At 66.2% G+C, this 20,543-nt stretch carries 22 protein-coding genes; 1 reads left to right on the forward strand and 21 read right to left on the reverse strand.

The features are described from left to right. Positions 1-159: 159 nt before the first annotated feature. The 14 genes from NFE57_RS04965 to NFE57_RS05030 all read right to left on the reverse strand — a co-directional run bounded on the left by NFE57_RS04965 (position 160) and on the right by NFE57_RS05030 (position 15,174). Entirely contained in the window at positions 160-1,104 is a 945-nt protein-coding gene (locus NFE57_RS04965; protein WP_252134455.1) for a DUF4886 domain-containing protein, read from the reverse strand. Between the two features lie 230 nt (positions 1,105-1,334). Beyond that, complete coding sequence (locus NFE57_RS04970; RefSeq protein WP_252134456.1) at positions 1,335-2,438, reverse strand: PLP-dependent cysteine synthase family protein; 1,104 nt, start codon at positions 2,436-2,438, stop codon at positions 1,335-1,337. Positions 2,439-2,533: 95 nt separating this feature from the next. After that, positions 2,534-2,851, reverse strand: a complete 318-nt coding sequence (locus tag NFE57_RS04975) for a WYL domain-containing protein (RefSeq protein WP_252134559.1) — start codon at positions 2,849-2,851, stop codon at positions 2,534-2,536. Positions 2,852-2,918: 67 nt separating this feature from the next. Beyond that, positions 2,919-5,021, reverse strand: a complete 2,103-nt coding sequence (locus NFE57_RS04980) for a prolyl oligopeptidase family serine peptidase (protein WP_252134457.1) — start codon at positions 5,019-5,021, stop codon at positions 2,919-2,921. Positions 5,022-5,093: 72 nt separating this feature from the next. Next, positions 5,094-6,935: a M2 family metallopeptidase gene (locus NFE57_RS04985; protein ID WP_252134458.1), complete on the reverse strand. Its 1,842-nt coding sequence runs from the start codon at positions 6,933-6,935 to the stop codon at positions 5,094-5,096. A 170-nt stretch (positions 6,936-7,105) separates the two neighbouring features. Beyond that, positions 7,106-7,870 (reverse strand): alpha/beta fold hydrolase, encoded by a 765-nt coding sequence (locus NFE57_RS04990; RefSeq protein ID WP_252134459.1) that lies wholly within the window; start codon positions 7,868-7,870, stop codon positions 7,106-7,108. Next, positions 7,851-8,297: a GFA family protein gene (locus tag NFE57_RS04995; RefSeq protein ID WP_252134460.1), complete on the reverse strand. Its 447-nt coding sequence runs from the start codon at positions 8,295-8,297 to the stop codon at positions 7,851-7,853. Before NFE57_RS04995 ends, NFE57_RS04990 begins: the two co-directional genes overlap by 20 nt. Before the next feature lie 51 nt (positions 8,298-8,348). Then, positions 8,349-9,377: an aspartate-semialdehyde dehydrogenase gene (locus NFE57_RS05000; protein WP_252134461.1), complete on the reverse strand. Its 1,029-nt coding sequence runs from the start codon at positions 9,375-9,377 to the stop codon at positions 8,349-8,351. A gap of 57 nt (positions 9,378-9,434) precedes the next feature. Beyond that, a complete protein-coding gene (locus tag NFE57_RS05005) occupies positions 9,435-10,823 on the reverse strand; it encodes a DUF418 domain-containing protein (RefSeq protein ID WP_252134462.1) in 1,389 nt (462 codons plus the stop codon). Between the two features lie 165 nt (positions 10,824-10,988). Beyond that, a complete protein-coding gene (locus tag NFE57_RS05010; RefSeq protein WP_252134463.1) occupies positions 10,989-13,232 on the reverse strand; it encodes a S9 family peptidase in 2,244 nt (747 codons plus the stop codon). A gap of 174 nt (positions 13,233-13,406) precedes the next feature. After that, positions 13,407-13,796 (reverse strand): 50S ribosomal protein L19, encoded by a 390-nt coding sequence (rplS, locus tag NFE57_RS05015; protein ID WP_252134464.1) that lies wholly within the window; start codon positions 13,794-13,796, stop codon positions 13,407-13,409. Position 13,797: 1 nt separating this feature from the next. Then, positions 13,798-14,529: a tRNA (guanosine(37)-N1)-methyltransferase TrmD gene (trmD, locus tag NFE57_RS05020; RefSeq protein WP_252134465.1), complete on the reverse strand. Its 732-nt coding sequence runs from the start codon at positions 14,527-14,529 to the stop codon at positions 13,798-13,800. Next, entirely contained in the window at positions 14,526-14,909 is a 384-nt protein-coding gene (locus NFE57_RS05025; RefSeq protein ID WP_252134466.1) for a type II toxin-antitoxin system VapC family toxin, read from the reverse strand. The genes trmD and NFE57_RS05025 overlap by 4 nt, the downstream gene beginning before the upstream one ends. Then, positions 14,902-15,174 (reverse strand): AbrB/MazE/SpoVT family DNA-binding domain-containing protein, encoded by a 273-nt coding sequence (locus NFE57_RS05030; protein ID WP_252134467.1) that lies wholly within the window; start codon positions 15,172-15,174, stop codon positions 14,902-14,904. Before NFE57_RS05030 ends, NFE57_RS05025 begins: the two co-directional genes overlap by 8 nt. Positions 15,175-15,325: 151 nt before the next feature. Here NFE57_RS05030 and NFE57_RS05035 point away from each other — a divergent pair, with 151 nt between their 5' ends. Further along, entirely contained in the window at positions 15,326-15,718 is a 393-nt protein-coding gene (locus NFE57_RS05035; RefSeq protein WP_252134468.1) for a DUF1801 domain-containing protein, read from the forward strand. A gap of 3 nt (positions 15,719-15,721) precedes the next feature. Here the strand turns inward: NFE57_RS05035 and NFE57_RS05040 are convergent, their stop codons facing one another. The 7 genes from NFE57_RS05040 to ccmC are packed head-to-tail and all read right to left on the reverse strand — an operon-like array spanning position 15,722 to position 20,539. Continuing rightward, a complete protein-coding gene (locus tag NFE57_RS05040; protein WP_252134469.1) occupies positions 15,722-16,444 on the reverse strand; it encodes a tetratricopeptide repeat protein in 723 nt (240 codons plus the stop codon). After that, positions 16,366-16,773 carry a cytochrome c-type biogenesis protein gene (locus NFE57_RS05045; RefSeq protein ID WP_252134470.1) on the reverse strand — a complete coding sequence of 136 codons (408 nt, stop codon included), beginning with the start codon at positions 16,771-16,773 and terminating at the stop codon, positions 16,366-16,368. Before NFE57_RS05045 ends, NFE57_RS05040 begins: the two co-directional genes overlap by 79 nt. Beyond that, complete coding sequence (locus NFE57_RS05050; protein WP_252134471.1) at positions 16,770-17,297, reverse strand: DsbE family thiol:disulfide interchange protein; 528 nt, start codon at positions 17,295-17,297, stop codon at positions 16,770-16,772. Before NFE57_RS05050 ends, NFE57_RS05045 begins: the two co-directional genes overlap by 4 nt. Then, on the reverse strand, positions 17,294-19,267 hold the full coding sequence (locus NFE57_RS05055; protein ID WP_252134472.1) for a heme lyase CcmF/NrfE family subunit: 1,974 nt from the start codon (positions 19,265-19,267) through the stop codon (positions 17,294-17,296). The genes NFE57_RS05050 and NFE57_RS05055 overlap by 4 nt, the downstream gene beginning before the upstream one ends. Beyond that, entirely contained in the window at positions 19,264-19,698 is a 435-nt protein-coding gene (gene ccmE / locus NFE57_RS05060; protein ID WP_252134473.1) for a cytochrome c maturation protein CcmE, read from the reverse strand. The genes NFE57_RS05055 and ccmE overlap by 4 nt, the downstream gene beginning before the upstream one ends. Next, on the reverse strand, positions 19,695-19,820 hold the full coding sequence (ccmD, locus tag NFE57_RS05065) for a heme exporter protein CcmD (protein ID WP_252134474.1): 126 nt from the start codon (positions 19,818-19,820) through the stop codon (positions 19,695-19,697). The genes ccmE and ccmD overlap by 4 nt, the downstream gene beginning before the upstream one ends. Beyond that, positions 19,817-20,539 carry a heme ABC transporter permease CcmC gene (ccmC, locus tag NFE57_RS05070; RefSeq protein ID WP_252134475.1) on the reverse strand — a complete coding sequence of 241 codons (723 nt, stop codon included), beginning with the start codon at positions 20,537-20,539 and terminating at the stop codon, positions 19,817-19,819. The genes ccmD and ccmC overlap by 4 nt, the downstream gene beginning before the upstream one ends. Positions 20,540-20,543: the final 4 nt, after the last annotated feature.

The following is a 20,543-nucleotide window of genomic DNA, read 5'->3' on the forward strand; positions in this document are numbered from 1 at the left end:
TGATCGGCCGCCGCATCGTGCTCAGGCGAGAATAAGAAAAACAATTTTCTTGTCAATTAAGTTGCGCGAAACGCACCGCCCCCGCCGCACACGCGGGTCCATCGTCGTGGAGACGGTGGATATTACGGCAGAGACGGAACCATCGACGCAGCGTGGCGCTTACGAATCGGGTGTGATCGCCCTGCAATCGCGCCCGTCGATCGTCGCGGCCGCCGCCTGCTGGAGTTGCACCGCCTGATCGGGGGACAGCCCCAGATCGGCCGCCGCGTGCTCGCCTTTGCCCAGCGTGCGCGGGTCTTTGCCGGTGATCCCGGCGAACACCACCAGCGCCTCGAGATAATAGCCGGCGATGCTGGCGTGATACTGGTCGTACGACCACAGATCGACCTGGCCGAACGCGATCCCGTCATAGGGATCGGCATCGGCGAACCCCGCCTGAATCGCACAGTTGAACGCCTGCCCCACCGGATTGACCCGGTCGATCGCGGGGTTCGCCGCGGCTGCCACATCGGTGCCACGCCTGAGGTCGAGCGCCATCTGATAGATCGACGAGCCGTACCAGCGGCTGCCGGCGCGGCGAATCTCGTCGGGCCGGGTCCAGGTCGCGGTCAGGCTGATATCGACCTCGGGATTACGCGCCGCCATCATCGCCGCGAGCCGCCCGGCATAATCGCTCGTCGTCGCCGGGTTGCCGGGCGCCGCGGGATCGAGCACGCTCAATTCCTGCATCACGACATGATCCCAGCGCCGATCGATCCGGTCGCGCCGGTTGGTCCAATGCCATTGCAATGTCCGGCCCGGCGCGGTTTCAAGCGCGACGCGATAATCGAGCCCGGCCTGCTCGGTGAACGCCTTGAACAGCGCGGGGACGCCACCGATCCCGTCACCATTGAGATCGTCAACGCTATCGGCGCGATACCGGATCGCAGCCGAATTGGCGCCGAAGGTAAAGCTGTTGCCGATGAACAGCACCGTTACCGGCTCGGCGGCCAGCGCGGGCATCGGCAAAGACACCGCCCCGATCACTGCCAGCACGTTGCCGAAGAACCTCACCGTCATGCGCCCTCCATGGAGCATCGCGCCGAACATCAAGATCGTCGCCATAACCCGTTCGCCCTGAACTTGTCGAAGGGCCCTTCTTTCTGTGGAGGCTGCACGAATGACGGTGTTTCGACAAGCTCAGCACGAACGGGGCATCGTTAAAATCGCTGCTCTAAACTCGGGCGCATGGCCAGCTCCTGCCCTTCCGCCACAGATTCTTCCCCTCTCCCTTGAGGGAAAGAGGAAGGCGCGACGCGATGACAAGACGGGGTGGCGGCCCCTGCCATCGACGTTCAATAGCGCGCCAGCCGCGTGGCCCAGTCACTATGGCCCGGCACATTGGCGTCGAGCCAGGCCGCGTTGAACGCGCTGTCGAGATAGCGCTCGCCCGAATCGCACATCAGCGAGACGATGCTGCCCTGCTCGCCGCGCGCGATCATCTCCTCGGCAAGCGCGATCACCCCGATCAGATTGGTGCCGGTCGATGGGCCAACGCGCCGCCCGAGCCGCGCCGACAGGAAACGCGCGCCAGCAAAGCTCGCCGCATCGGCCACCTCGATCATCCGGTCGATGACGTGCGGCTGGAACGACGGCTCGACGCGCGGTCGCCCGATCCCCTCGATCCGGCTGCGCGCGGTCGAGGTCAGATCGGTGCGCCCGGTGCGCCAGCTCTCGGCGAACACCGATCCTTCGGGGTCGACCACCGCCAGTCGCGTCCGCCGGCAGCTCGCGCGGCGATAGCGTGCGTAGCGCCCGATCGTCGCCGAGGTGCCGCCCGTCCCCGCGCCGACGACGATCCACGTCGGCACCGGATACCGCTCGTGCGCCATCTGCTCGAAGATCGATTCGGCGATATTGTTGTTGCCGCGCCAGTCGGTCGCGCGCTCGGCATAGGTGAACTGGTCCATATAATGGCCACCCAGATCGGCCGCGAGTTGCTCGGCCGCCGCGTAGATGTCGCCCCCTTCGGCAAAGTGGCACTCCGCCCCCAGCCGCTCGATCTCGACGATCTTGGCAGCGGCCGTTCCCGCCGGCACCACGGCGATGAACCGCAACCCCAGCAGCCGCGCGAAATAGGCTTCGGAAATCGCGGTCGATCCCGACGATGCCTCGATCACCGGCGTGTCCTCGCCGACCCAGCCGTTGCACAAGGCGTACAGGAACAGGGATCGCGCCAGCCGATGCTTGAGCGAGCCCGAGGGATGCGTCGATTCGTCCTTGAAATACACATGGATGCCATCGAGCCCTGCCAGCGGCACCTTGATCAGATGGGTATCGGCCGAGCGCGCCTGATCGGCCTCGATCTCGCCGACCGCCCAATGCAGCCAGGCGCGATCGTCGGCATCGGCCGCGTCGCGACAATCGCGCGGGAATGGGGTCGCGGAAACGCCGGTCATGTCGCGAGATCCTTGTCTGCCTGCCCCGCGCACCAAGCGTCCGCGCACATCGGCTTGTCAAGGAAGGCCGACGACCGCTGCGCCGGCTGCGCCGATCAGGCGGTGGCGCCCTCGGCCTCGATCGCGAGCAGCGCGACGCCCTCATATTTGGGATCGGCGCGATCGAACAACGCGCTCGGCTCGAACTTGCGCGGGGTCAGCCGCAGCGCGCCCAGCCCGTCGAGCTTGAAAGCGCCGATCTTGGGCTCCTTGGGCGGTTTGCCGTCGCGCGCCAGCGTCAGCGCATCGACATACATCTCGCCGTGGCGCGTGTAGATGATGTGCGGCGCCAGCGTCACCTCACCGAGATTGTAGGTGGCCGCAACCGCCTGCTGTTTGACGATGGCTTCGAAGATCGTGGGCGCGTGACTCATGATGGCCACGATATAATCTCTCTGCTGCGGTGCAGCAAGAGCATTTGTCGGACAAGGCCCCACACCTTCAGTCGGCCACCGGCCCCATCAGTTTCTGGCTGAAATAGACCATTTGCAGCGCCTGCAACCGCGCGCCCTGCTTGATATCGGCATCGCCCGAATGGCCGCCGGCGGTATCCTCGTAAAACAGATAGGGCAGCCCATACTCGTTCATCCGCGCGGCGAATTTGCGCGCATGCTGCGGGCCCACGCGGTCGTCCTTGGTGGTCGTCCAGATGAACGGCTCGGGATAGGCGACGCCCTTCTTCAGATTCTGGTACGGCGAAATCTTTTCGAGGAACGCGCGCTCTTCGGGATTGGAAACGCTGCCATATTCGTCGACCCACGACGCCCCCGCCTGGATCTGCTCGTAGCGCAGCATGTCGAGCAGCGGCACCTGGATCACCACCGCCTTCCACAGATCGGGATGCTGGTTGAACGCGACCCCCATCAGCAGCCCGCCGTTCGAGCCGCCATAGATGCCGAGTCTGGCCTTGCTCGTCAGCCCGCGCGCGAACAGATCCTCGGCAATGCTCGCGAAATCGTCGTAGATGATCTGCCGCTTGGTCTTGCGCCCGGCCTCATGCCATTTGGGCCCGAACTCGCCGCCACCACGGATATTGGCGAGCACGAAGCTGCCCCCGCGTTCGAGCCACAATTTGCCCGTCGTGCCCGAATAATACGGCGTCATCGACACTTCGAACCCGCCATAAGCCGTCATGATCGTCGGCGTCGTGCCGTCGAGCTTGATGCCCTTGCGATGGACGATGAAGTACGGAATTTTCGTCCCGTCGCTCGACGTCGCCTCATATTGCTCGACCACGTCCTGCGCGGCATCGAACCGCGCCGGCGTCGTCTTGACCGCGGCAACCGCGCCCGTCGCGGCATCGAGCGTCCACAGGCTCGACGGGGTCAGAAATCCCGTAACGTCGAGAAACGCCTGATTGCTGCGATCGGTCGACGAGGCGATCCCGATGCTGACATTGTCGGGCAGCGCGATCGGCCGCGCGCTCCAGCCCGTCGCGGTCGGCGTATAGACCGCCGCGCGCCCGCGGACATTGTCCGAATAGGCGAGGATCACCGTGTCCTTGGTCGTCGCCACCCCGTCGATCGATTGGCGCGGCCCCGGCTGGAACACGACGTGCGGCGCCAGCGCGCCGCCATTGCCCAGATCGTCAAGCGTCACCGATACCAGCGCCCCCGCCGGGATCGTCGCCGCGCCCTCTGGCGTCCAGTCCTCGCTGGTCTGGAACAGCACGCGCCCCGCGACCATCCCCACCGGCGTCACCTCGGGCGGGATCGGCAGCGCCACCGCGCCGCGATCGGTCAACAGCGATTTTTCCGATCCGAAGAAGGTCTTGTAGCGATAAAGCAGCGTCGCATGATGGCCTTGCGCATCGGTCAGCGTCGTCGCCCCCGACGAGCCCTGATCGCTCGCCGCGCCGCGCGACACCTCATGCGCTCGATCGAGCGGCTGCCCGCGCTTGAGCGTCTTGACCACGAACGGATAGCCCGATTGGGTCAGCGTCCCCTGCCCCCAGTCGCGCGCCACCGCGATCGTATCCTTGTCGATCCACGCGACATCCTGCTTCGAGATCGGCAGGTCGAACCCGCCGGCGACGAATGTCCCGGTCGCCAGATCGAACTCGCGCACCGTCACGGCGTCCTCGCCGCCCACCGAAAGGCTGACGAGGCACCGCCGCTCCTCGGGCTGGAGGCAGGTCGCGCCCTTCCACACCCAGGTCTTGCCCTCGGCCTTGCCGAGCGCATCGAGATCGAGCAGCGTCGTCCATTCAGGCGCGGCGGTGGCGTAGCTCGCGGCAGTCGTGGCGCGCCACAGCCCGTGCGGATTGGCGGTATCGCGCCAGAAATTGAGGATGCGCCCGCCGCGCTGGTCGGGATAGGGAATCCGATCCTCAGCCGCCGCGATCGCGACCGCCTCGTCATAGAACGTCCGGTAGCGCGGATCGTTTTCGAGCCGGGGCAAGGTCTTGGCATTCTCGGCCTCGACCCAGGCAAGCGCCTTCGCCCCGTCCTTGTCCTCAAGCCAGATATAAGGATCATCGGTGGCCGCCGTCTGCGCCATCAACGGCGCCCCCGTCAGCAGCAATCCCGCCATGATCGCGCGCATATCCGATTCCCTTTTCCGCTTTACTCGAACTCTAGCCGACACGCCCCCGGCGGTCCCATCGGGCGACAACGTTCACCAGCCGCTCGGTTTCCCCTTGTTCTGCTGGTCGAGCCACGTCTTCAGCGGCGCGAAATAGGCGACCATCGCCGCGCCCGACATCTCGCGGGTGCCGGTGAATGCCTCGAGCGCGTCGGGCCACGGCTTCGACATGCCCATTTCGAGCATCGCGTTGAGCCGCGCGCCGACCTCCTTGTTGCCGTAGAACGAGCACCGGTGCAGCGGCCCCTTCCAGCCCGCTTCGTCGCACGCCGCCTTGTAGAACTGGAATTGCAGCAGCCGCGCGAGGAAGTAGCGCGTGTACGGCACCCCCGCCGGGATATGATATTTGGCGCCCGCGTCGAACTTGCTCTCGTCGCGCGCCACCGGCGGCTCGATCCCCTGGTAATCGAGCCGCAGCTTATCCCACGCCGCCTGATAATGATCGGGGGTGATCTCGCCCGAAAACACGCCCCAGCGCCATTTATCGATCAACAGACCGAACGGCAGGAACGCCACCTTGTCCATCGCCTGCCGCAGCAACAGGCCGATGTCCTTGTCCGCGCTCGGCACTTTGGCGGGGTCGAGCAGCCCGATCTGGACCAGATATTGCGGCGTGATCGACAGCGCGACGAAATCGCCGATCGCCTCGTGGAAGCCGTCATTGGCGCCGTTGAGGTACAGATAGGGCTGTCTGCTGTACGCGCGCTGGTAATAATTGTGGCCCAGTTCGTGGTGGATGGTGACGAAATCGTCGCCATTCACCTTGGTGCACATCTTGATGCGCACATCGTCTTTATTATTGATATCCCACGCCGAGGCGTGGCAGATCACCTCGCGGTCGGCGGGCTTCACGATCTGCGAACGCTGCCAGAAGCTCTCGGGCAGCGGCGCGAACCCCAGCGACGAATAGAAGCCCTCGCCGGTCTTCACCATCCGAACCGGATCATAGCCCTTGGCCTTGAGCAACGCCTCGACATCGTAACCGATGTCGCCCGCCCCCGCGGGCGCGACGATATCATAGATATTGCCCCATTCCTGCGCCCACATATTGCCGAGCAGGTCCGAACGGATCGGCCCCGTCCTGGGCTGGACGGCATCGCCATATTTCTCGTTCAGCTTCCACCGGACATAGGTGTGGAGCGCGAGATACAGCGGCTCGACCTGCTTCCACAATCTGTCGGTGAGCCGGGCGAATTCGGCGGGCGGCATGTCATAGCCCGATCGCCACATCGCCCCGGCGTCGGCATAGCCCAGCGCGGCCGCCCCCCGATTGGTGATCGCCGTCGCCCTGGCATAATCGCCGCGCATCGGCGCCCCGACCTGATCGTTCCAGCTCGTCCACATCTCCTTGAGCTTGGCGGGGTCGCGCTCGGTCCCCATCGCCGCCTCGATGTCCGATCCGTTGATCGGCTTGCCGTCGAGCGTGCCATGGCCCTTGCCATAGGCCGACGACATCCTGGTCACGAGCGTCGCCAGTTCGTCGGCGGCGCCCGGCGTGTTCGGCGCGGGCAAGGTGATGCCGCTGCGCAGGATATCGAGCTTGCGCCTGGTATCGAACGACAGCCCGGGCGCAGTGGCGAAGCGCGCGGCCTCGGTCGCGTATGTGACCTGAAGCTCGGTGAATTTGGCGTGGGCCTGCGCCGCCAGCGCGTCGGTATCGTCGGTAATATAGGTCGCATTGACCCACGAGATGCGCGCGAGATCGATCGACTTCGCCGCCAAATCGGCCTCCGCCGCTTTCACGAACGCTTCTGCCTCGGCGGCGGTGGGTTGTGCTACTGCGGCCGCCGACGGTGCCTCCTGCGCCGGCGCGACGGCACTTGTCGATACCAGCGCGGCGGCCAGCGCGATCATCGAAAAACCGGATTTGAGCATGACGTTTCCCTCCATGGCTCACGGACCACGGCGCCGTTCGTGCTGAGCTTGTCGAAGCACCGTTCTTGCTTTCGGCGCGCAAAAAGAAGAACGGCCCTTCGCCAAGCTCAGGACGAACGGCAAAAGAGACCGCAGCACATTCACCATCGGAGCAGCGCGCAGTCCGCTGGTCAAGCGGCGAGAAAACCCGCCATCGCCTGGCCCAGTTCGGGCCTGGTCACCGCGCTCATATGCCCGCCCGGCACGCTCGCCGCCTCGCCGTTCGGCAACAGCGCCGCCAACTCGGCATGCGATCCGTTGTCGTTATCCTCATCGCCCGCAAGCACCAGTGTCGGCTGCATGATCGCCGCGATCGCCGCGCGCGGCGTATCGACAAAGGTATCGAGCACGCCGAGCAGCGCCACCGGATCGCCTTTGGTCGTCTTGAGGAACGCTTCGGACAGCCATTCGGGGCTGCCGCGCTCGAAACTGCCGAGGTTGGTCAGGATATGCCGGAAATGCCCCGATCGCGCGCCGGTATCGGTCAGCCCCGACAGCCCCATGCCGGCCACGACCACGCGGCGCGGCGCCGCGCCCAGCGCCACGAGCATCCGCACCACGGTCCGCGCGCCAAGCGAATAGCCGCCGAGATCGTAATCGGTCAGGCCAAGATGCGCGATCAGCGCCATCGCGTCCTTGCCCAGCGCATCGGGCGGATAGGCCGCCGCATCGTGCGGCGTCGCGCTTTCGCCGTGCCCGCGCAGATCGGGCATGATCACGCGGAATCCCCGGTCAGCGATCGCGGCCGCATGGCCGTAGCGAATCCAGTTGGTGAACGCGTTGGAGAAATAGCCGTGGAGCAGCACCACCGGCCGTCCGGCGCCCAGTTCACGCCACGCCAATTGCGTGCCGTCGAAACTCTCGAAAAAACGCGTCTCAGTCGGGGAGTTTGCCAAGGGTATTCATCCAGCGATCGACGAGCGGCTTGTGCTCATCGGTGCGGTATCGCGGCAGGTCGCGCGTGTCGAGCCACGCCTCGTGGATGCTCTCGGCCCCGAAATGGTGCGCGGGCACGAACCGCGCCGGATCGTCGAAGCTCCCGATCGTCAGGTCCATCGTCTCGCTGCCCTCGTCGAACGCAAACCCGATCGGGGTGCCGCACGCACGGCAGAAGGCACGCTTGGCAAATGGCGAGGAGGCGTACCAATCGGGCGCGTGGTGCCACGTCACGTCGGCCCGGTTGACGTTCTTGAACGCGATCGAGACGCCCCCGGTCGCGCGCTGGCACATCCGGCAATGGCACAGATAGGCCGCGTTATCGTACACCGCGACCGCGTAGCGCACGCGCCCGCATTGGCACCCACCCGTCATCGTCTCGGCCATCGATCCTCTCCCGACATCGGTCGGGAGAGGATGGACCCGGACGGATCGGCGTCAAGCGGCCTTTTTGAGGTGCCGCCGCCCGAGCAATTCCGCGATCTGCACCGCGTTGAGCGCGGCGCCCTTGCGCAGATTGTCCGAAACGCACCACAGAGCGAGGCCGTTTTCGACCGTCGCATCGTCGCGCACGCGGCTGATGTAGGTGGCATAATCGCCGACGCATTCGACCGGGGTGACGTAGCCGCCATCCTCGCGCTTATCGACCAGCATCACGCCCGGCGCCTCGCGCAGGATTTTCTGCGCGTCTTCGGCCGACAAGGCCTTCTCGAACTCGATCGTCAGCGCTTCCGAATGGCCGACGAACACCGGCACGCGCACGCAGGTCGCCTGCACCTTGACCTTGGGGTCGAGGATCTTCTTGGTTTCGACCACCATCTTCCATTCCTCCTTGGTCGATCCGTCCTCAAGGAACGAATCGATGTGCGGAATCACGTTGAAGGCGATCTGCTTGGTGAACTTCTTCGCCTCGGCGGCATCGCCGACGAAGATGTTGCGGCTCTGCTCGAACAGCTCGTCCATCCCGGCTTTGCCCGCACCCGATACCGACTGATAGGTCGATACCACCACGCGCTTGATCGTCGCCGCATCGTGCAGCGGCTTCAGCGCCACCACCATCTGCGCGGTCGAGCAGTTCGGATTGGCGATGATGTTGCGCTTGGTATAGTCGTCGATCGCCTCGGGGTTCACCTCGGGCACGATCAGCGGCACATCGGGGTCCATCCGATAGAGCGACGAATTGTCGATCACCGTGCAGCCCGCCGCCGCGAATTTGGGCGCGTAGACCTTGGTCGCCTCGGAGCCGATCGCGAACAGCGCCATGTCCCAGCCGGTGGGATCGAAATGCTCGATGTTGCGAATTTTGAGTTTGCGGCCGGTCTCGCCGAACTCGACTTCCTCGCCTGCAGACCGCGACGATGCCAGCACCGCAATCTCGTCGGCAGGGAATTCGCGCTCCGCCAGGATGCTGAGGATTTCGCGCCCGACATTGCCGGTCGCGCCCGCGACTACCACCCGATAACCCATGAGTTGTCTTTCTGTCCCGTATCACACCGACCGCACGGATTGCGGCCGGTGTGCTGTTTAGGCAATGCGGCTGGGAATGGAAGCAAGTTTTGCTTCGCTGGCCGCGTGTCCACCATCGGTGCGCCGCATCGGCATCGGCCGGCCATAGGCCAGCGAGCGCCACAGCCATTCGAGCGGCCCGTTCGCGAACCGGCGCAACCACAGATTGGCAAGCATCACCTCAACGGCAACCATCGCGCACGCGATCGCCGTCATCTGCGCCCAGCCGAACCGCCCCCACAGGTTGAGCCCCCATGGCGCGAACAACACCCACATGCCGATGAACTGCTGGAGGAAATAGAGGCTGAACGCGACCCGCCCGGTCGCCTTGAACGGCCGCAGGATCGCCTCGCCCAGCCGGGTCTGCACCGCATAATTGATCAACGCGACATGGCCGAGCCCGATCGCCAGCCGCGCACCCTCGCCGGTGATCCAGATCGTGCGCGGCCCGACCCCGAAGGCGAGCACCTCGCTCAACCCGATGCCCCGGCAGGTGAAACCGATCCCATATGCCAGCGCCAGCGTCGTCAGGTAGAAGCGTTTCGACCGCTGCCCCTGGATCACGCCCCATTTCCACAGCGCCATGCCGATCATCATCGCGCACACCGCCTCGATCACCGACCAGACCAGCCACTCCTGCACCAGATCGCGCCAGGCGAGCCAATAATGTTTGGCATAGGCCGCCGCGCTGCCGCTATGCGCCGCCCGCTCGGCAGCGGCCGCCTCGGCGCGCTCGACCGGACGATCGAGCAACTGGAGCGTGCGCCGCCAATCGGCCAGCGCGCGGTCTTCGTCACGCGTCAGCGCGCGCCCGGCGTGCTGATCGGCAACCGCATGGCTGACCTCGTGGACCAATTGCGTGCGCTGGACATATTCGCGCGCGCCGTAATCGGGGATGCCGATCGCGAACATCAGCGGCCACACCATCCCCATCGCCAGCAACAGCTTGGGCGACACGCGGCGGAACGGAAACAGGAACAGCGCCGCGATCGCGTAGATGTGAAGGATGTCGCCGGGCCAGAACAGCAGCACCGCATCGATACAGCCGAACACGAGCAGCCACAGATTGCGCCGGTAATAAAGATCCGACACCGCGACCGGGCCGTCGGGCTCCATCGCCTTGCGCGCCAGGATCAATACCGCCGCACCGAACAGGAATTGCAGCACCGCGCGCTGGGTGCCCGACCACAAAAGATAGTTGGCGCTCCACGCGATCCGATCGGGCAGCGTCCAGCCGATCGCGCGCACGTCGGCGTTAAACACCGCCACCGGCGCGGCCATATAGGGCACGTTGATGAACAGGATGCCGAGGATCGCCAACCCGCGCAAAATATCCAGCACATCGATCCGGGCCTTGCCGCGTACCGGCGCCAGCCCGCGTGCGTCCACCGTCGTGATCGCGTCCATACACCGTCCCCGCGCGGCCAAATACCCGGCCGCGAGGCGAACTACACCCGAACCACGAATCGATCAGCTAATTCCTATGGTTAAGCCCGCGTTGAAATCGGCCGCCCTGTCCTGAAACGGAACGCAACCGCCCCCTTCCGACGCGGCGCCTAACCGAAACCGATCCTATTTGCGCGCATCGCCTCCGGGATCGACCGGCGGCAATCCGACGTGCCGGTTGAGGAAGTTGAGCATCGTCAGATAGACATGCGCCCCCACCCCGGAGATGCTGTGCGTCTTGCCGGGATAGAGCATGACCTCGAACGGCTGCGTCGCGGCCTGCATCTTCGCCATCAACTGGCTCGTATTGTCGAACACGACATTGTCGTCGGCCAGCCCGTGGATCAGCAGCAGCGGATCGACGATCTTGTCCGATTCGGCGAGCGCCCCGGCGGCATTATAGGCATCGGGCACCTTGCGCGGGTCGCCCATGTAGCGCTCGGTATAATGCGTATCGTAGAGCGTCCAGTCGGTCACCGGCGCCACCGCGATCCCGGCCGCGAACACGCCCTTGGTCTTTTCGAGCAGCTTGAGCGTCATATAGCCGCCATAGGACCAGCCGAAAGTCGTGATCTTGGCCGGATCGACGAACGGCTGGCGCTTGAGGAAATCGACCCCCTTCAACTGGTCGGCGACCTCGACCCCGCCCATCGCGTGCCAGATCGCGTCCTCGAACTTCTTGCCGCGATTGGCGGTGCCGCGATTGTCGACCTCGAAATACACATAGCCCTGATCGACGATATATTGCGGCAGCCCGCCGCTCCAGCGGTTGACGACATTCTGCGCGCTCGGGCCGCCGTAATGCTGCATGAAGACGGGATATGTCTTCCCCGGCTCGAGTTTGGGCGTGATCATCTTGTAATAGAGCACGGTGCCGTCATCGGCGGTGATCGTACCGAACCGGGTGGGGCGCAGATCGGCGATATAAGGCGCATAAGGGTGCGCCGCGTCGATCGTGTTCTCGAGCAGCCAGGTGATCCGCTTGCCCGTCGTATCGGCGAGATAGACCTGCGTCGGATGATCGGTTTTCGAGCGCGAAACGATCAATTTGCTCGCGGCACCGTCCATGCTCGCGCCGTTGGTCCAGCCGCTCTCGGTGATCTGGGTCAACCGGTTGGGGCGCGCGATATCGACCGAATAGAGCTGTTGCTCGATCGGCGTATCCTTGTTGGCAGTGAAATAGAGCCGCCCCTTCGCCTGATCGACGCCGACCAGCCCGGCCACTTCCCACGGCCCGCTCGTCAGCGCGACGAACTTGCCCTTCACATAATGATAGAGATGCCCGTGGCCCGAGCGTTCGGACCACCAGATCAGGCTGCCGTCCTTCAAGGCGCGGAACGAATCGGACAGGTTGATCCAGCTCTTGGCCCCCGATTTCTCGGAAAAGAGCACGCGCGACGTCCCGGTCTCGGGATCGACCTCGAGCATGTCGAGCCGGGTCTGCTCGCGATTTTGACGCTCGACATAGAGCGTGTCGCCAGTCGCCGACCAATGGACGCGGGCGAGGTAGATATCGGGGTTCGGCCCCATATCGACCTTCACCTTGCCCGACCCGTCGGCCTTCATGACATAGAGATCGACAAGCGCGTTGGGCGTGCCCGCGGCCGGATAGCGCTGGTCGAACACCTTGGTGCCCGCCGCGCCGATCGCCGCGCGGCTGACGATGCCGACGGGGCTCTCGTCGGTGCGCTGGACGGCGAGATAGCGGTCGCCGGGCGACCACCAGTAGCCGGTGCGCCGCCCCATTTCCTCCTGCGCCACGAATTCGGCGGTGCCCCAGCTCACCGTATCGCTCGCGCCCTGGGTGATCTGCCGTTCGGTGCCGCTGCCAAGCGGCGCGACGAACAACTCACCCTCGCGCACGAAGCTGACATAGGTGCCGTTGGGGCTGATCGTCGGGTTGAGCTCGCCCGCCTCGGTCTGGGTCAGGCGAGTCACCTTGCCGTCGAGCGTCGCCAGATACAGGTCGCCGTCGAGCGGCACCAGGATGGTCTTGCCGTCGGGCGCCCAATCATAAGTCACGATGCCGCGGTCGCCGCCGATCCGCAGCCGCTCGCGCTGCATCTTTTCGGCCTCGGACAGTTCGGCGCCGGTGCCGACCTTTTTCGAATCGACCAGCATCCGCTCAGCGCCGGTCGCGGTATCGATCGCCCACAGGTCGTACCGCGCCTGCTCGTCGGGCCGCGCCTTGAGCAAGGTCACCAGCGTGCCGTCGGGCGACAGCCGGAGCCCGCGCAGCGACGGCCCGGCCAGCGCCGGCTCGCCGTAAACCCGGTCGAGCGTCAGCTTCTGCGGCGCCACGTCCTGCGCCTGCGCGACGCCCGCGATCGACACGAGCATCACGCCCGCCAGCAGCCACGATTTCGGCATGTATCACTCCGCTTGATTGGATTGCCCCCGTGCCCCGGTCGAGGCGATCGCGCACTATTGCCGCGCAAGTGCGGCGGCGTAAAGGTTACGCCTGAAACGAAAGTCACAACGAAAAGGGGCGCGGGAAGCGAACTCCCCGCGCCCCTTTTGGAGCGATGTCCGGTGGACGACCGCTTATTCGGCGGCGGCGGTCGCTGCCGGGCGGTTGTCGCGGCGCTCGGCGATGCGGGCCGCCTTGCCGGTCCGGCCGCGCAGATAATAGAGCTTGGCGCGGCGCACCGCGCCCTTGCGCACGACGGTGATCGAATCGACGTTGGGCGAATAGAGCGGGAAGACGCGCTCGACGCCCTCACCGAACGAAATCTTCCGAACGGTGAAGTTCGACCCCATGCCCTTGCTCGAGCGCGCGATGCACACGCCCTCGAAATTCTGGACGCGGGTGCGCTCGCCTTCGACGACCTTCACGCCGACGCGCAGCGAATCGCCGGGCCGGAAATCGGGAATCTGCTTTTCGCCCGTGATCTTGGCGATCTGCTCGGCTTCGAGCGTCTGGATGAGGTTCATCTCATTCGTCCTTCGTCTGTCGCTGCGCGCCAGAGGGAGACTGGACCCGAGCGCCCTCATGGCGCTCCCAAAGATCCGGCCTCCGTAGCCGTGTATCCTTCTCCGCCATCGACTTGCGCCAGGCGGCGATCTTCGCATGATCCCCCGATCGCAGCACTTCGGGGATCGTGCGCCCTTCCCATAGCTGAGGTCGGGTATATTGCGGGTATTCGAGCAGCCCCGTCTCGAAGCTCTCGTCGACACCGCTGGAAGGCGCGCCCATTACGCCGGGCAGCAGCCGAATGCAAGCATCGAGCAGCACCAGCGCGCCCACCTCGCCGCCCGACAGGATATAATCGCCGATCGACACTTGCTCGATCGCGCGGCCCTCGAACAACCGCTCGTCGAATCCCTCGAACCGCCCGCACAGGATCGTGGCGCCCGCACCGCTTGCCAGCGCCCGCACCCGATCCTGCGTCAGCGGGCGCCCACGCGGCGTCATCGCCAGCACCGGCCGCGCATCGGCGACGCTGTCGAGCGCCGCCGCGACGACATCGGCGCGCAATACCATCCCCGCGCCGCCGCCCGCGGGCGTATCGTCGACGGTGCGATGCCTGTCGGTCGCAAAGTCGCGGATCTGGACGGTATCGAGCGCCCACCGCCCCTCCTCCTGCGCCCGCCCCGCGAGCGACAGGCCGAGCGGCCCGGGAAACATCGCCGGGTAGAGCGTCACAACGGTCGCACGCCAGGTCACGACGGCACCGTCCAGTTCTCGACGCGCAAACCCGGTACGTCGGCAAAATCGCACTCGTTGTCGGTGACGAGCGTCAGGTCGAGCGCCAACGCGTGCGCCGCAATGAGACGATCGAAGCTCCCGCGCTTGAACGGTAGCGTCACGTAGGCTTCCGCCGCGGATAGCTCAAAGGGGAGAACGGGTATCATATCGAACAAGCGCCGCGTCTCCGTAATCGCCTCGCGTCGCGCCGCGCCGATCATCACTTCGGCATAGGCAATCGCAGATGTGACCAGCGCGCCGGAACGAGCCGCTTCCACCCGCCGCCTCAAGGCTTCGCCAACGCCATCGAGAATGTAGACGCAGGTGTTCGCGTCGAGCAAAAAGGCAGGATCAGCCACGTTTCAACAGCTTCCCTTCCCAATCGAGGTCGCGGTCCTCGAACGTCCGCTCCTCGCGCGTCAGGGGCTTCAAGCCCGGCACCGATCCCCAAATCCCCGTCAGATCGATCCGATCGTCATCAGCCGCCACCGGCTCGAACGCGAACTTACCCCGCTCTTCGCGCACGATCATTTCCTCGCCGGCCTTGATCCCGAGCGCCTTGGGCAGCCGCAACGCCACCGAATTGCCCGATTTGAACACCTTGGCGCGATATTCCTTCGTCATCGCTTCCTCCGTATATACATTATGTATATACATTGCGTCCTGTCAGCAAGATCACTATCGTCCGATGCGGTCATCGCAGCACGGGGGTGGAATCGCACACGCAGCCGATCCTCGAAACCCAAGCCGGCGATTCGGCTACAGGCGAGACAGCATGACCAGAACCGCCCCCGACGCATCGCCCTCTCAACTGATCGACGATCGCATCGCGTCGCTCGCCGACTGGCGCGGCGACATGCTCGCCCGGCTGCGCGCGCTGATCCACGCGGCTGATCCCGACATCGTCGAGGAATGGAAATGGCGCGGCGTCCCGGTCTGGTATCACGATGGCATGATCTGCACCGGCGAAACCTACAAAAGCCACGTCAAGATGACCTTCGCCAAGGGCGCGGCGCTCGACGATCCGGCAGGGCTGTTCAACGCCAGCCTCGACGGCAACGTCCGCCGCGCGATCGATCTCCATGAGGGCGATCCGATCGACGAGGCCGCGTTGATGGCGCTCGTCCGCGCCGCGGTGGCGCTCAACGGTTCGCGTGCGCGCCGCTGAGCCTTATTCGGTCGTCGGCCCGGCATTTGCCGCCGTCGCCAGAAACTGATCGAGCAGCATCAGCCGCACGACGATCTCGGGACGATAGCTCGCCTTCTGCGGGGTGAGGTCGAGCGCGCGCATCCAATACCGCCGCGCCTCGACGAATTCGCCCGCGCGCACATAGGCAAGGCCAAGGAAAAACGGCGGGCCGGGATGCTTCGGCGCCAGCCGCATCGCGTGCTGGAAGGCAAACAGCGCGGCGGGCGACACCACTCTGCCGTCATGCTGCGCCAGCGCGTCGCCCAGCCCTGCCCACAGCACCATATTCTTCGGCATCTTGCGGATACCCGAGAGCATCACTGCCGCGGCGGCATCGGGCGAGCCCGATCGGATCATCGCATCCGACGCCGCCAGATACGGCGTCTCCGCGGTGAAATTGCCCATCATCGCGCCGCGCAATTCGATCAGGCCGGGGTCGATCTCGACCCGCTCTGCCTTCGCTGTCGCGGGGCTGCCCGGCGCATCGGGTTGCGCCTGCAACGCATAGCCGGTCGCGCCCAGCATCAACGCCGCGCCCACCAGCCGCCACAAAGCGCGCCCGACCCCGAGCACCGCCAGCGCGCCCGCGGCCCCCACCCCGATCACGATCAGCCACACCCAGCCCATCAGCGCCGCCTCCGCCGCTTGAAGCTCGCCCGCGCGATCCACCCGCCCACCAGCAGCAGCACGATCGGCGCCAGCCATAACGGCGCCGTCACCGCGCTCATCGGCGGGTTATAGGTCACATAGGCGCCATAACGATCGATCAGCCACGCGCGGATCGCCTCGGGGCTTTCGCCGCGCGCGATCCGTTCGCGCACCAGCGCGCGCATCTGCCCCGCCATATCGGCGTTGCTGTCGCCGATCGCCTGCCCCTGGCAGACGACGCAACGCAGTTCGTCCATCAGCGCCTTGGCCTTGGCCTCGAGCCTGGGGTCGGCAAGCTGCGTGTCGGCCAGCGCCGCCGGCGGCAGCGGCGTGTCGCCGAAAGCGGGCGCGGCGATCAGCAGCGCGAGGAAAGCGAGCCGCTTCATCGCGCGCGCGCCACGGCCGCCGCGATCGCGGCGACATCGTCATCGCGAATGTCGCCGATATGCTGGAGCACGATCCGCCCCTTGCCGTCGATCACATAGCTTTCGGGCACCCCCGACGATCCGATCGCGAGTTGCAACCGCCCCTCGCGGTCGTCGCCCACCGCGACATACGGATTACCATGGCGCGCCAGGAAGCCGCCGATATTCTCGGGCGTATCGCGCACCGCGACACCCTCGATCGGCACGCCGAGTTCCTTGAGCTTCATCAATTGCGGCGCTTCGGCGATGCACGGCACGCACCAGCTCGCGAACACATTGAGCAGCCGTGGCGTGCCTTGGGTGAATCGTGCCTTGTCGACCGCGGGGACGCCACCCACCATCGCCGGGAGCGCGAACTCGGGTAGCTCATGGCCCACCAGCGCCGATCGCACCACCGTGTCGGCGGGTCGGAACAACCCGGTCGCGACGATCGCGAGCACGCCGAGAAAGGCGATCAGCGGCAGCCAGATCAAGCCCTTCTTCACGCCGCTTCCTCCCGCCGCCCACGGCCTTCACGCCGCAGCCGTCCGATCAACGACAGCGCCCCGCCCAGCGCGACCAGCGCGCCGCCGAGCCAGATCCAGGTCACGAACGGCTTCCACCACAACCGCAACTGCCAGCGCCCCTGATCGTCGACATGGCCAAGCACGGTATAAAGCTGCCCGCCGGGCCGTGTCGCGATCGCCGATTCGCTCGTCACAGTGGGCGGCGCTGAGAAGAAGCGCGATTGCGGCCGCAGCACGAACGGCGCGCCATCGCCGCGCCGCGCGACCAGCCTCGCCTCGAGCGCCGACCAATTGTCGCCGACGACCGGGCGGATGCCTTCGAGCGTCACATTATACGGCCCCACCTGATGCGGCTCGCCGACGCGCGCCGCGACCAGTGTCTCTCTGGTGAAGGCCGCATCGCTCGCCATCCCCGCCATGCTCACCGCGACGCCGACATGCGCGATCACCATGCCCCAGGTGAACAGCGGCGTGCGGCGCAGCGCCCGGCCCCACAGCGGCGCCACGCTCGCCACCGCCAGCCCCGCCGCGAAGCCCAGCCCCAGCAGCGGCAGCACGTTGATCCCCGGCGCCGCGATCAGCGTCCCGGCGAGCACCGCCACCGTCACCACCGCCGGCAGCGCGACGCGCCGTGCGACCGCCGCCGCGCCGTCGCGGCGCCAGCGGATCAGCGGCCCCGCCGCCATCACCGCGACCAGCGCGAGCGCGATCGGCCCCGCGGTCTTGTCGAAGAACGGCGCGCCGACCGAAAGCTGCACCCCCATCGACGCCGCGACGATCGGATAGAGCGTCCCGATCAGCACCACCGCGAGGATCACCGAGAGCAGCAGATTGTTGACGACCAGCGCCCCCTCACGGCTCACCGGCTCGAAGGTCGCGCCCTGGCGGATCGTGCCCACGCGCAGCCCGAACAGCGCCAGCGCGCCGCCGATATAGAGCGTCAGCAGCGCAAGGATGAACTCGCCGCGCGTCGGATCGAGCGCGAAGGCGTGGACGCTCGTCAGCACCCCCGAGCGCACGAGGAACGTCCCCACCATCGACATCGAGAAGGCGACCACCGCGAGCATCACCGTCCACGCACGCAACCCGTCGCGCGTCGCCAGCACGGTCACCGAATGGAGCAAGGCGGTCGCGGCCAGCCACGGCATCAGCGACGCATTCTCAACCGGGTCCCAGAACCACCAGCCGCCCCAGCCAAGCTCGTAATAGGCCCAATAGCTGCCCGCGGTGATGCCGATCGTCAGGAAGATCCACGCGCCCAGCACCCACGGCCGCATCGCGCGCGCAAACGCCGGCCCCACGTCGCGCGTCACCAGCGCGCCGACCGCGAACGAGAACGCCACCGACAGCCCGACATAGCCCGCGTACAGCGTCGGCGGATGGAATGCCAAGCCGGGGTCTTGCAGCAGCGGGTTGAGCCCGTTGCCGTTCGCCGGCGCCGGCAGCAGCCGCGTGAAGGGATTCGAGGAAAACAGCAGGAAGGCGTAAAAACCGAGCGCGATCGCGGCTTGTGCGCCCAGCGTCGCGATCAGCGTCGCCGACGGCAGCCGCTTTTCGAGCAGCGCCACCGCCGCGCCCGCCGCCCCCAGGATCGTCACCCACAGCAGCATCGAGCCTTCGTGATTGCCCCACGCGCCCGCGAATTTGTAGAGCCACGGCTTGGCGGTGTGGCTGTTCTGCACGACCAGCAGCACCGACATGTCGCTGCGCAGGAACAGGACGATCAACAGCCCCATCGCCAGCGCCGCGAGCCCGCCCTGCACCACCGCGACCGGGCGTACCGCGGCGAGCAGCTCGGCAAATGCGTCGCCCGCTTGCCCCGCGCCGGTCGAAGACCCGTTCCTTTCCCCAACCGCCGACGCCCGCACGCCCATCGCGGCGAGCACGAGCTGCAACAACGCCAGCGCGGCGGCGAGCCACAGGGCTGCAAGACCGGCTTCGGCGATCATGGTTCGAGCGACGTCGTCTCGTGCATCGCTCCCGCGACCTGCGGGGGCATGTATTTCTCGTCATGCTTGGCGAGCAGATTGTCGGCGACGAAGCTGCCGTCGGGCTGGAACCGCCCTTCGGCGACCACGCCCGAATCTTCCTTGAACAGGTCGGGCACGACGCCGCGGAAACGAACCGGCACCGTCGCCACCCCATCGGTGACGGCGAAGGCGATCGACACGCCATCGGGCTGTTTGACGATCGAGCCCTTGGCGACCATCCCGCCCAGCCGCACATGCTTGTCGAGCGGCGGTCCGTCACGCGCGACATCGCCGGGCGCATAGAAAAACGCCGCCTGATCCTTGAGCGCGGACAGCGCGAGCGCGCTCGCCCCCAGCACCGCGACCAGCGCGAGCAGCACGAGCACCAGCCGCTGATGCTTCGCCTTCATCGTTTGAAATCCTCAACCGCGCGCTCGGCCTTCACCATCGCGCGCCAGCTCGCCAGCGCCAGCCAGCCGGCGGCGATCAGCGTCACGCCGTACGCCATTGCCACGAAGCTCCAATGCGTCATGCCGCGAGCCGCCGCAGCCGCGCTTCGACGCGCTGCGCCGCCACCAGCGTGCGCATCCGCATCAGCACCACCCCCGAAAAGAACAGGCTCGCGCCCGCCAAGGTCCAGAACAGCGGCCACAGGATGACGAAATCGATCGTCGATCCGCTCAGCCCGATGCTCTGCCCTTGATGCAGCGTGTTCCACCACACCACCGAATAGCGGATGATCGGCAGCAGCACGGTGCCCGCAATCCCGAAGATCGCCGGGATGCGTCCGTCGCCGCCGCGATCGCGATCGGCCCGCGCAAGCGCGATATAGGCGAGATAGACGAAGAACAGCAGCAGCATCGAGGTCAGCCGCCCGTCCCATTGCCACCACGTCCCCCAGGTCGGCCGTCCCCAGATCGATCCGGTGGCGAGGCACAACGCAACGAACACCGCCCCCGGCACCGCGATCGCGCGCGCCGCGACGCTCGCCAGCGGGTGCCGCCAGACCAGAAAGACGATGCTCGAGATCGCGATTCCGCTCCATCCGCCCATCCCCAGCCATGCGGTGGGGATGTGGATGTACATGATCCGCACGGTCTCGCCCTGAAGATAATCGGGCGGGGTCTGCGTCAGCCCGCCCCAGGCGCCGACCGCGAACAGCGCGACGCCGAGCCAGAACAGGATCGGCGTCAACGGTCGCGCGATCTTCAGGAAGCGCGTCGGGTTGGCAAGGGCGTGGAACACGGACACCGCC

The organism is Hephaestia sp. MAHUQ-44 (genome assembly GCF_023806085.1).
In the GTDB taxonomy this organism is placed as follows: Bacteria; Pseudomonadota; Alphaproteobacteria; order Sphingomonadales; family Sphingomonadaceae; genus Sphingomonas.

Excerpts from the sequence above, each read along its gene's own strand:
- NFE57_RS05000 (WP_252134461.1), bottom strand. The coding sequence starts at position 9,377 with ATGGGTTATCGGGTGGTAGTCGCGGGCGCGACCGGCAATGTCGGGCGC.
- rplS (WP_252134464.1), bottom strand. The coding sequence starts at position 13,796 with ATGAACCTCATCCAGACGCTCGAAGCCGAGCAGATCGCCAAGATCACG.
- NFE57_RS04970 (WP_252134456.1), bottom strand. The coding sequence starts at position 2,438 with ATGACCGGCGTTTCCGCGACCCCATTCCCGCGCGATTGTCGCGACGCG.
- NFE57_RS04975 (WP_252134559.1), bottom strand. The coding sequence starts at position 2,851 with ATGAGTCACGCGCCCACGATCTTCGAAGCCATCGTCAAACAGCAGGCG.
- NFE57_RS04995 (WP_252134460.1), bottom strand. The coding sequence starts at position 8,297 with ATGGCCGAGACGATGACGGGTGGGTGCCAATGCGGGCGCGTGCGCTAC.
- NFE57_RS05035 (WP_252134468.1), top strand. The coding sequence starts at position 15,326 with ATGACCAGAACCGCCCCCGACGCATCGCCCTCTCAACTGATCGACGAT.
- NFE57_RS04965 (WP_252134455.1), bottom strand. The coding sequence starts at position 1,104 with ATGGCGACGATCTTGATGTTCGGCGCGATGCTCCATGGAGGGCGCATG.
- NFE57_RS05005 (WP_252134462.1), bottom strand. The coding sequence starts at position 10,823 with ATGGACGCGATCACGACGGTGGACGCACGCGGGCTGGCGCCGGTACGC.
- ccmD (WP_252134474.1), bottom strand. The coding sequence starts at position 19,820 with ATGACGCATTGGAGCTTCGTGGCAATGGCGTACGGCGTGACGCTGATC.
- NFE57_RS05010 (WP_252134463.1), bottom strand. The coding sequence starts at position 13,232 with ATGCCGAAATCGTGGCTGCTGGCGGGCGTGATGCTCGTGTCGATCGCG.
- NFE57_RS05055 (WP_252134472.1), bottom strand. The coding sequence starts at position 19,267 with ATGATCGCCGAAGCCGGTCTTGCAGCCCTGTGGCTCGCCGCCGCGCTG.
- NFE57_RS04980 (WP_252134457.1), bottom strand. The coding sequence starts at position 5,021 with ATGCGCGCGATCATGGCGGGATTGCTGCTGACGGGGGCGCCGTTGATG.
- NFE57_RS05030 (WP_252134467.1), bottom strand. The coding sequence starts at position 15,174 with ATGACGAAGGAATATCGCGCCAAGGTGTTCAAATCGGGCAATTCGGTG.
- ccmE (WP_252134473.1), bottom strand. The coding sequence starts at position 19,698 with ATGAAGGCGAAGCATCAGCGGCTGGTGCTCGTGCTGCTCGCGCTGGTC.
- NFE57_RS05040 (WP_252134469.1), bottom strand. The coding sequence starts at position 16,444 with ATGGCTGGCGCCGATCGTGCTGCTGCTGGTGGGCGGGTGGATCGCGCG.
- NFE57_RS05045 (WP_252134470.1), bottom strand. The coding sequence starts at position 16,773 with ATGAAGCGGCTCGCTTTCCTCGCGCTGCTGATCGCCGCGCCCGCTTTC.
- NFE57_RS04985 (WP_252134458.1), bottom strand. The coding sequence starts at position 6,935 with ATGCTCAAATCCGGTTTTTCGATGATCGCGCTGGCCGCCGCGCTGGTA.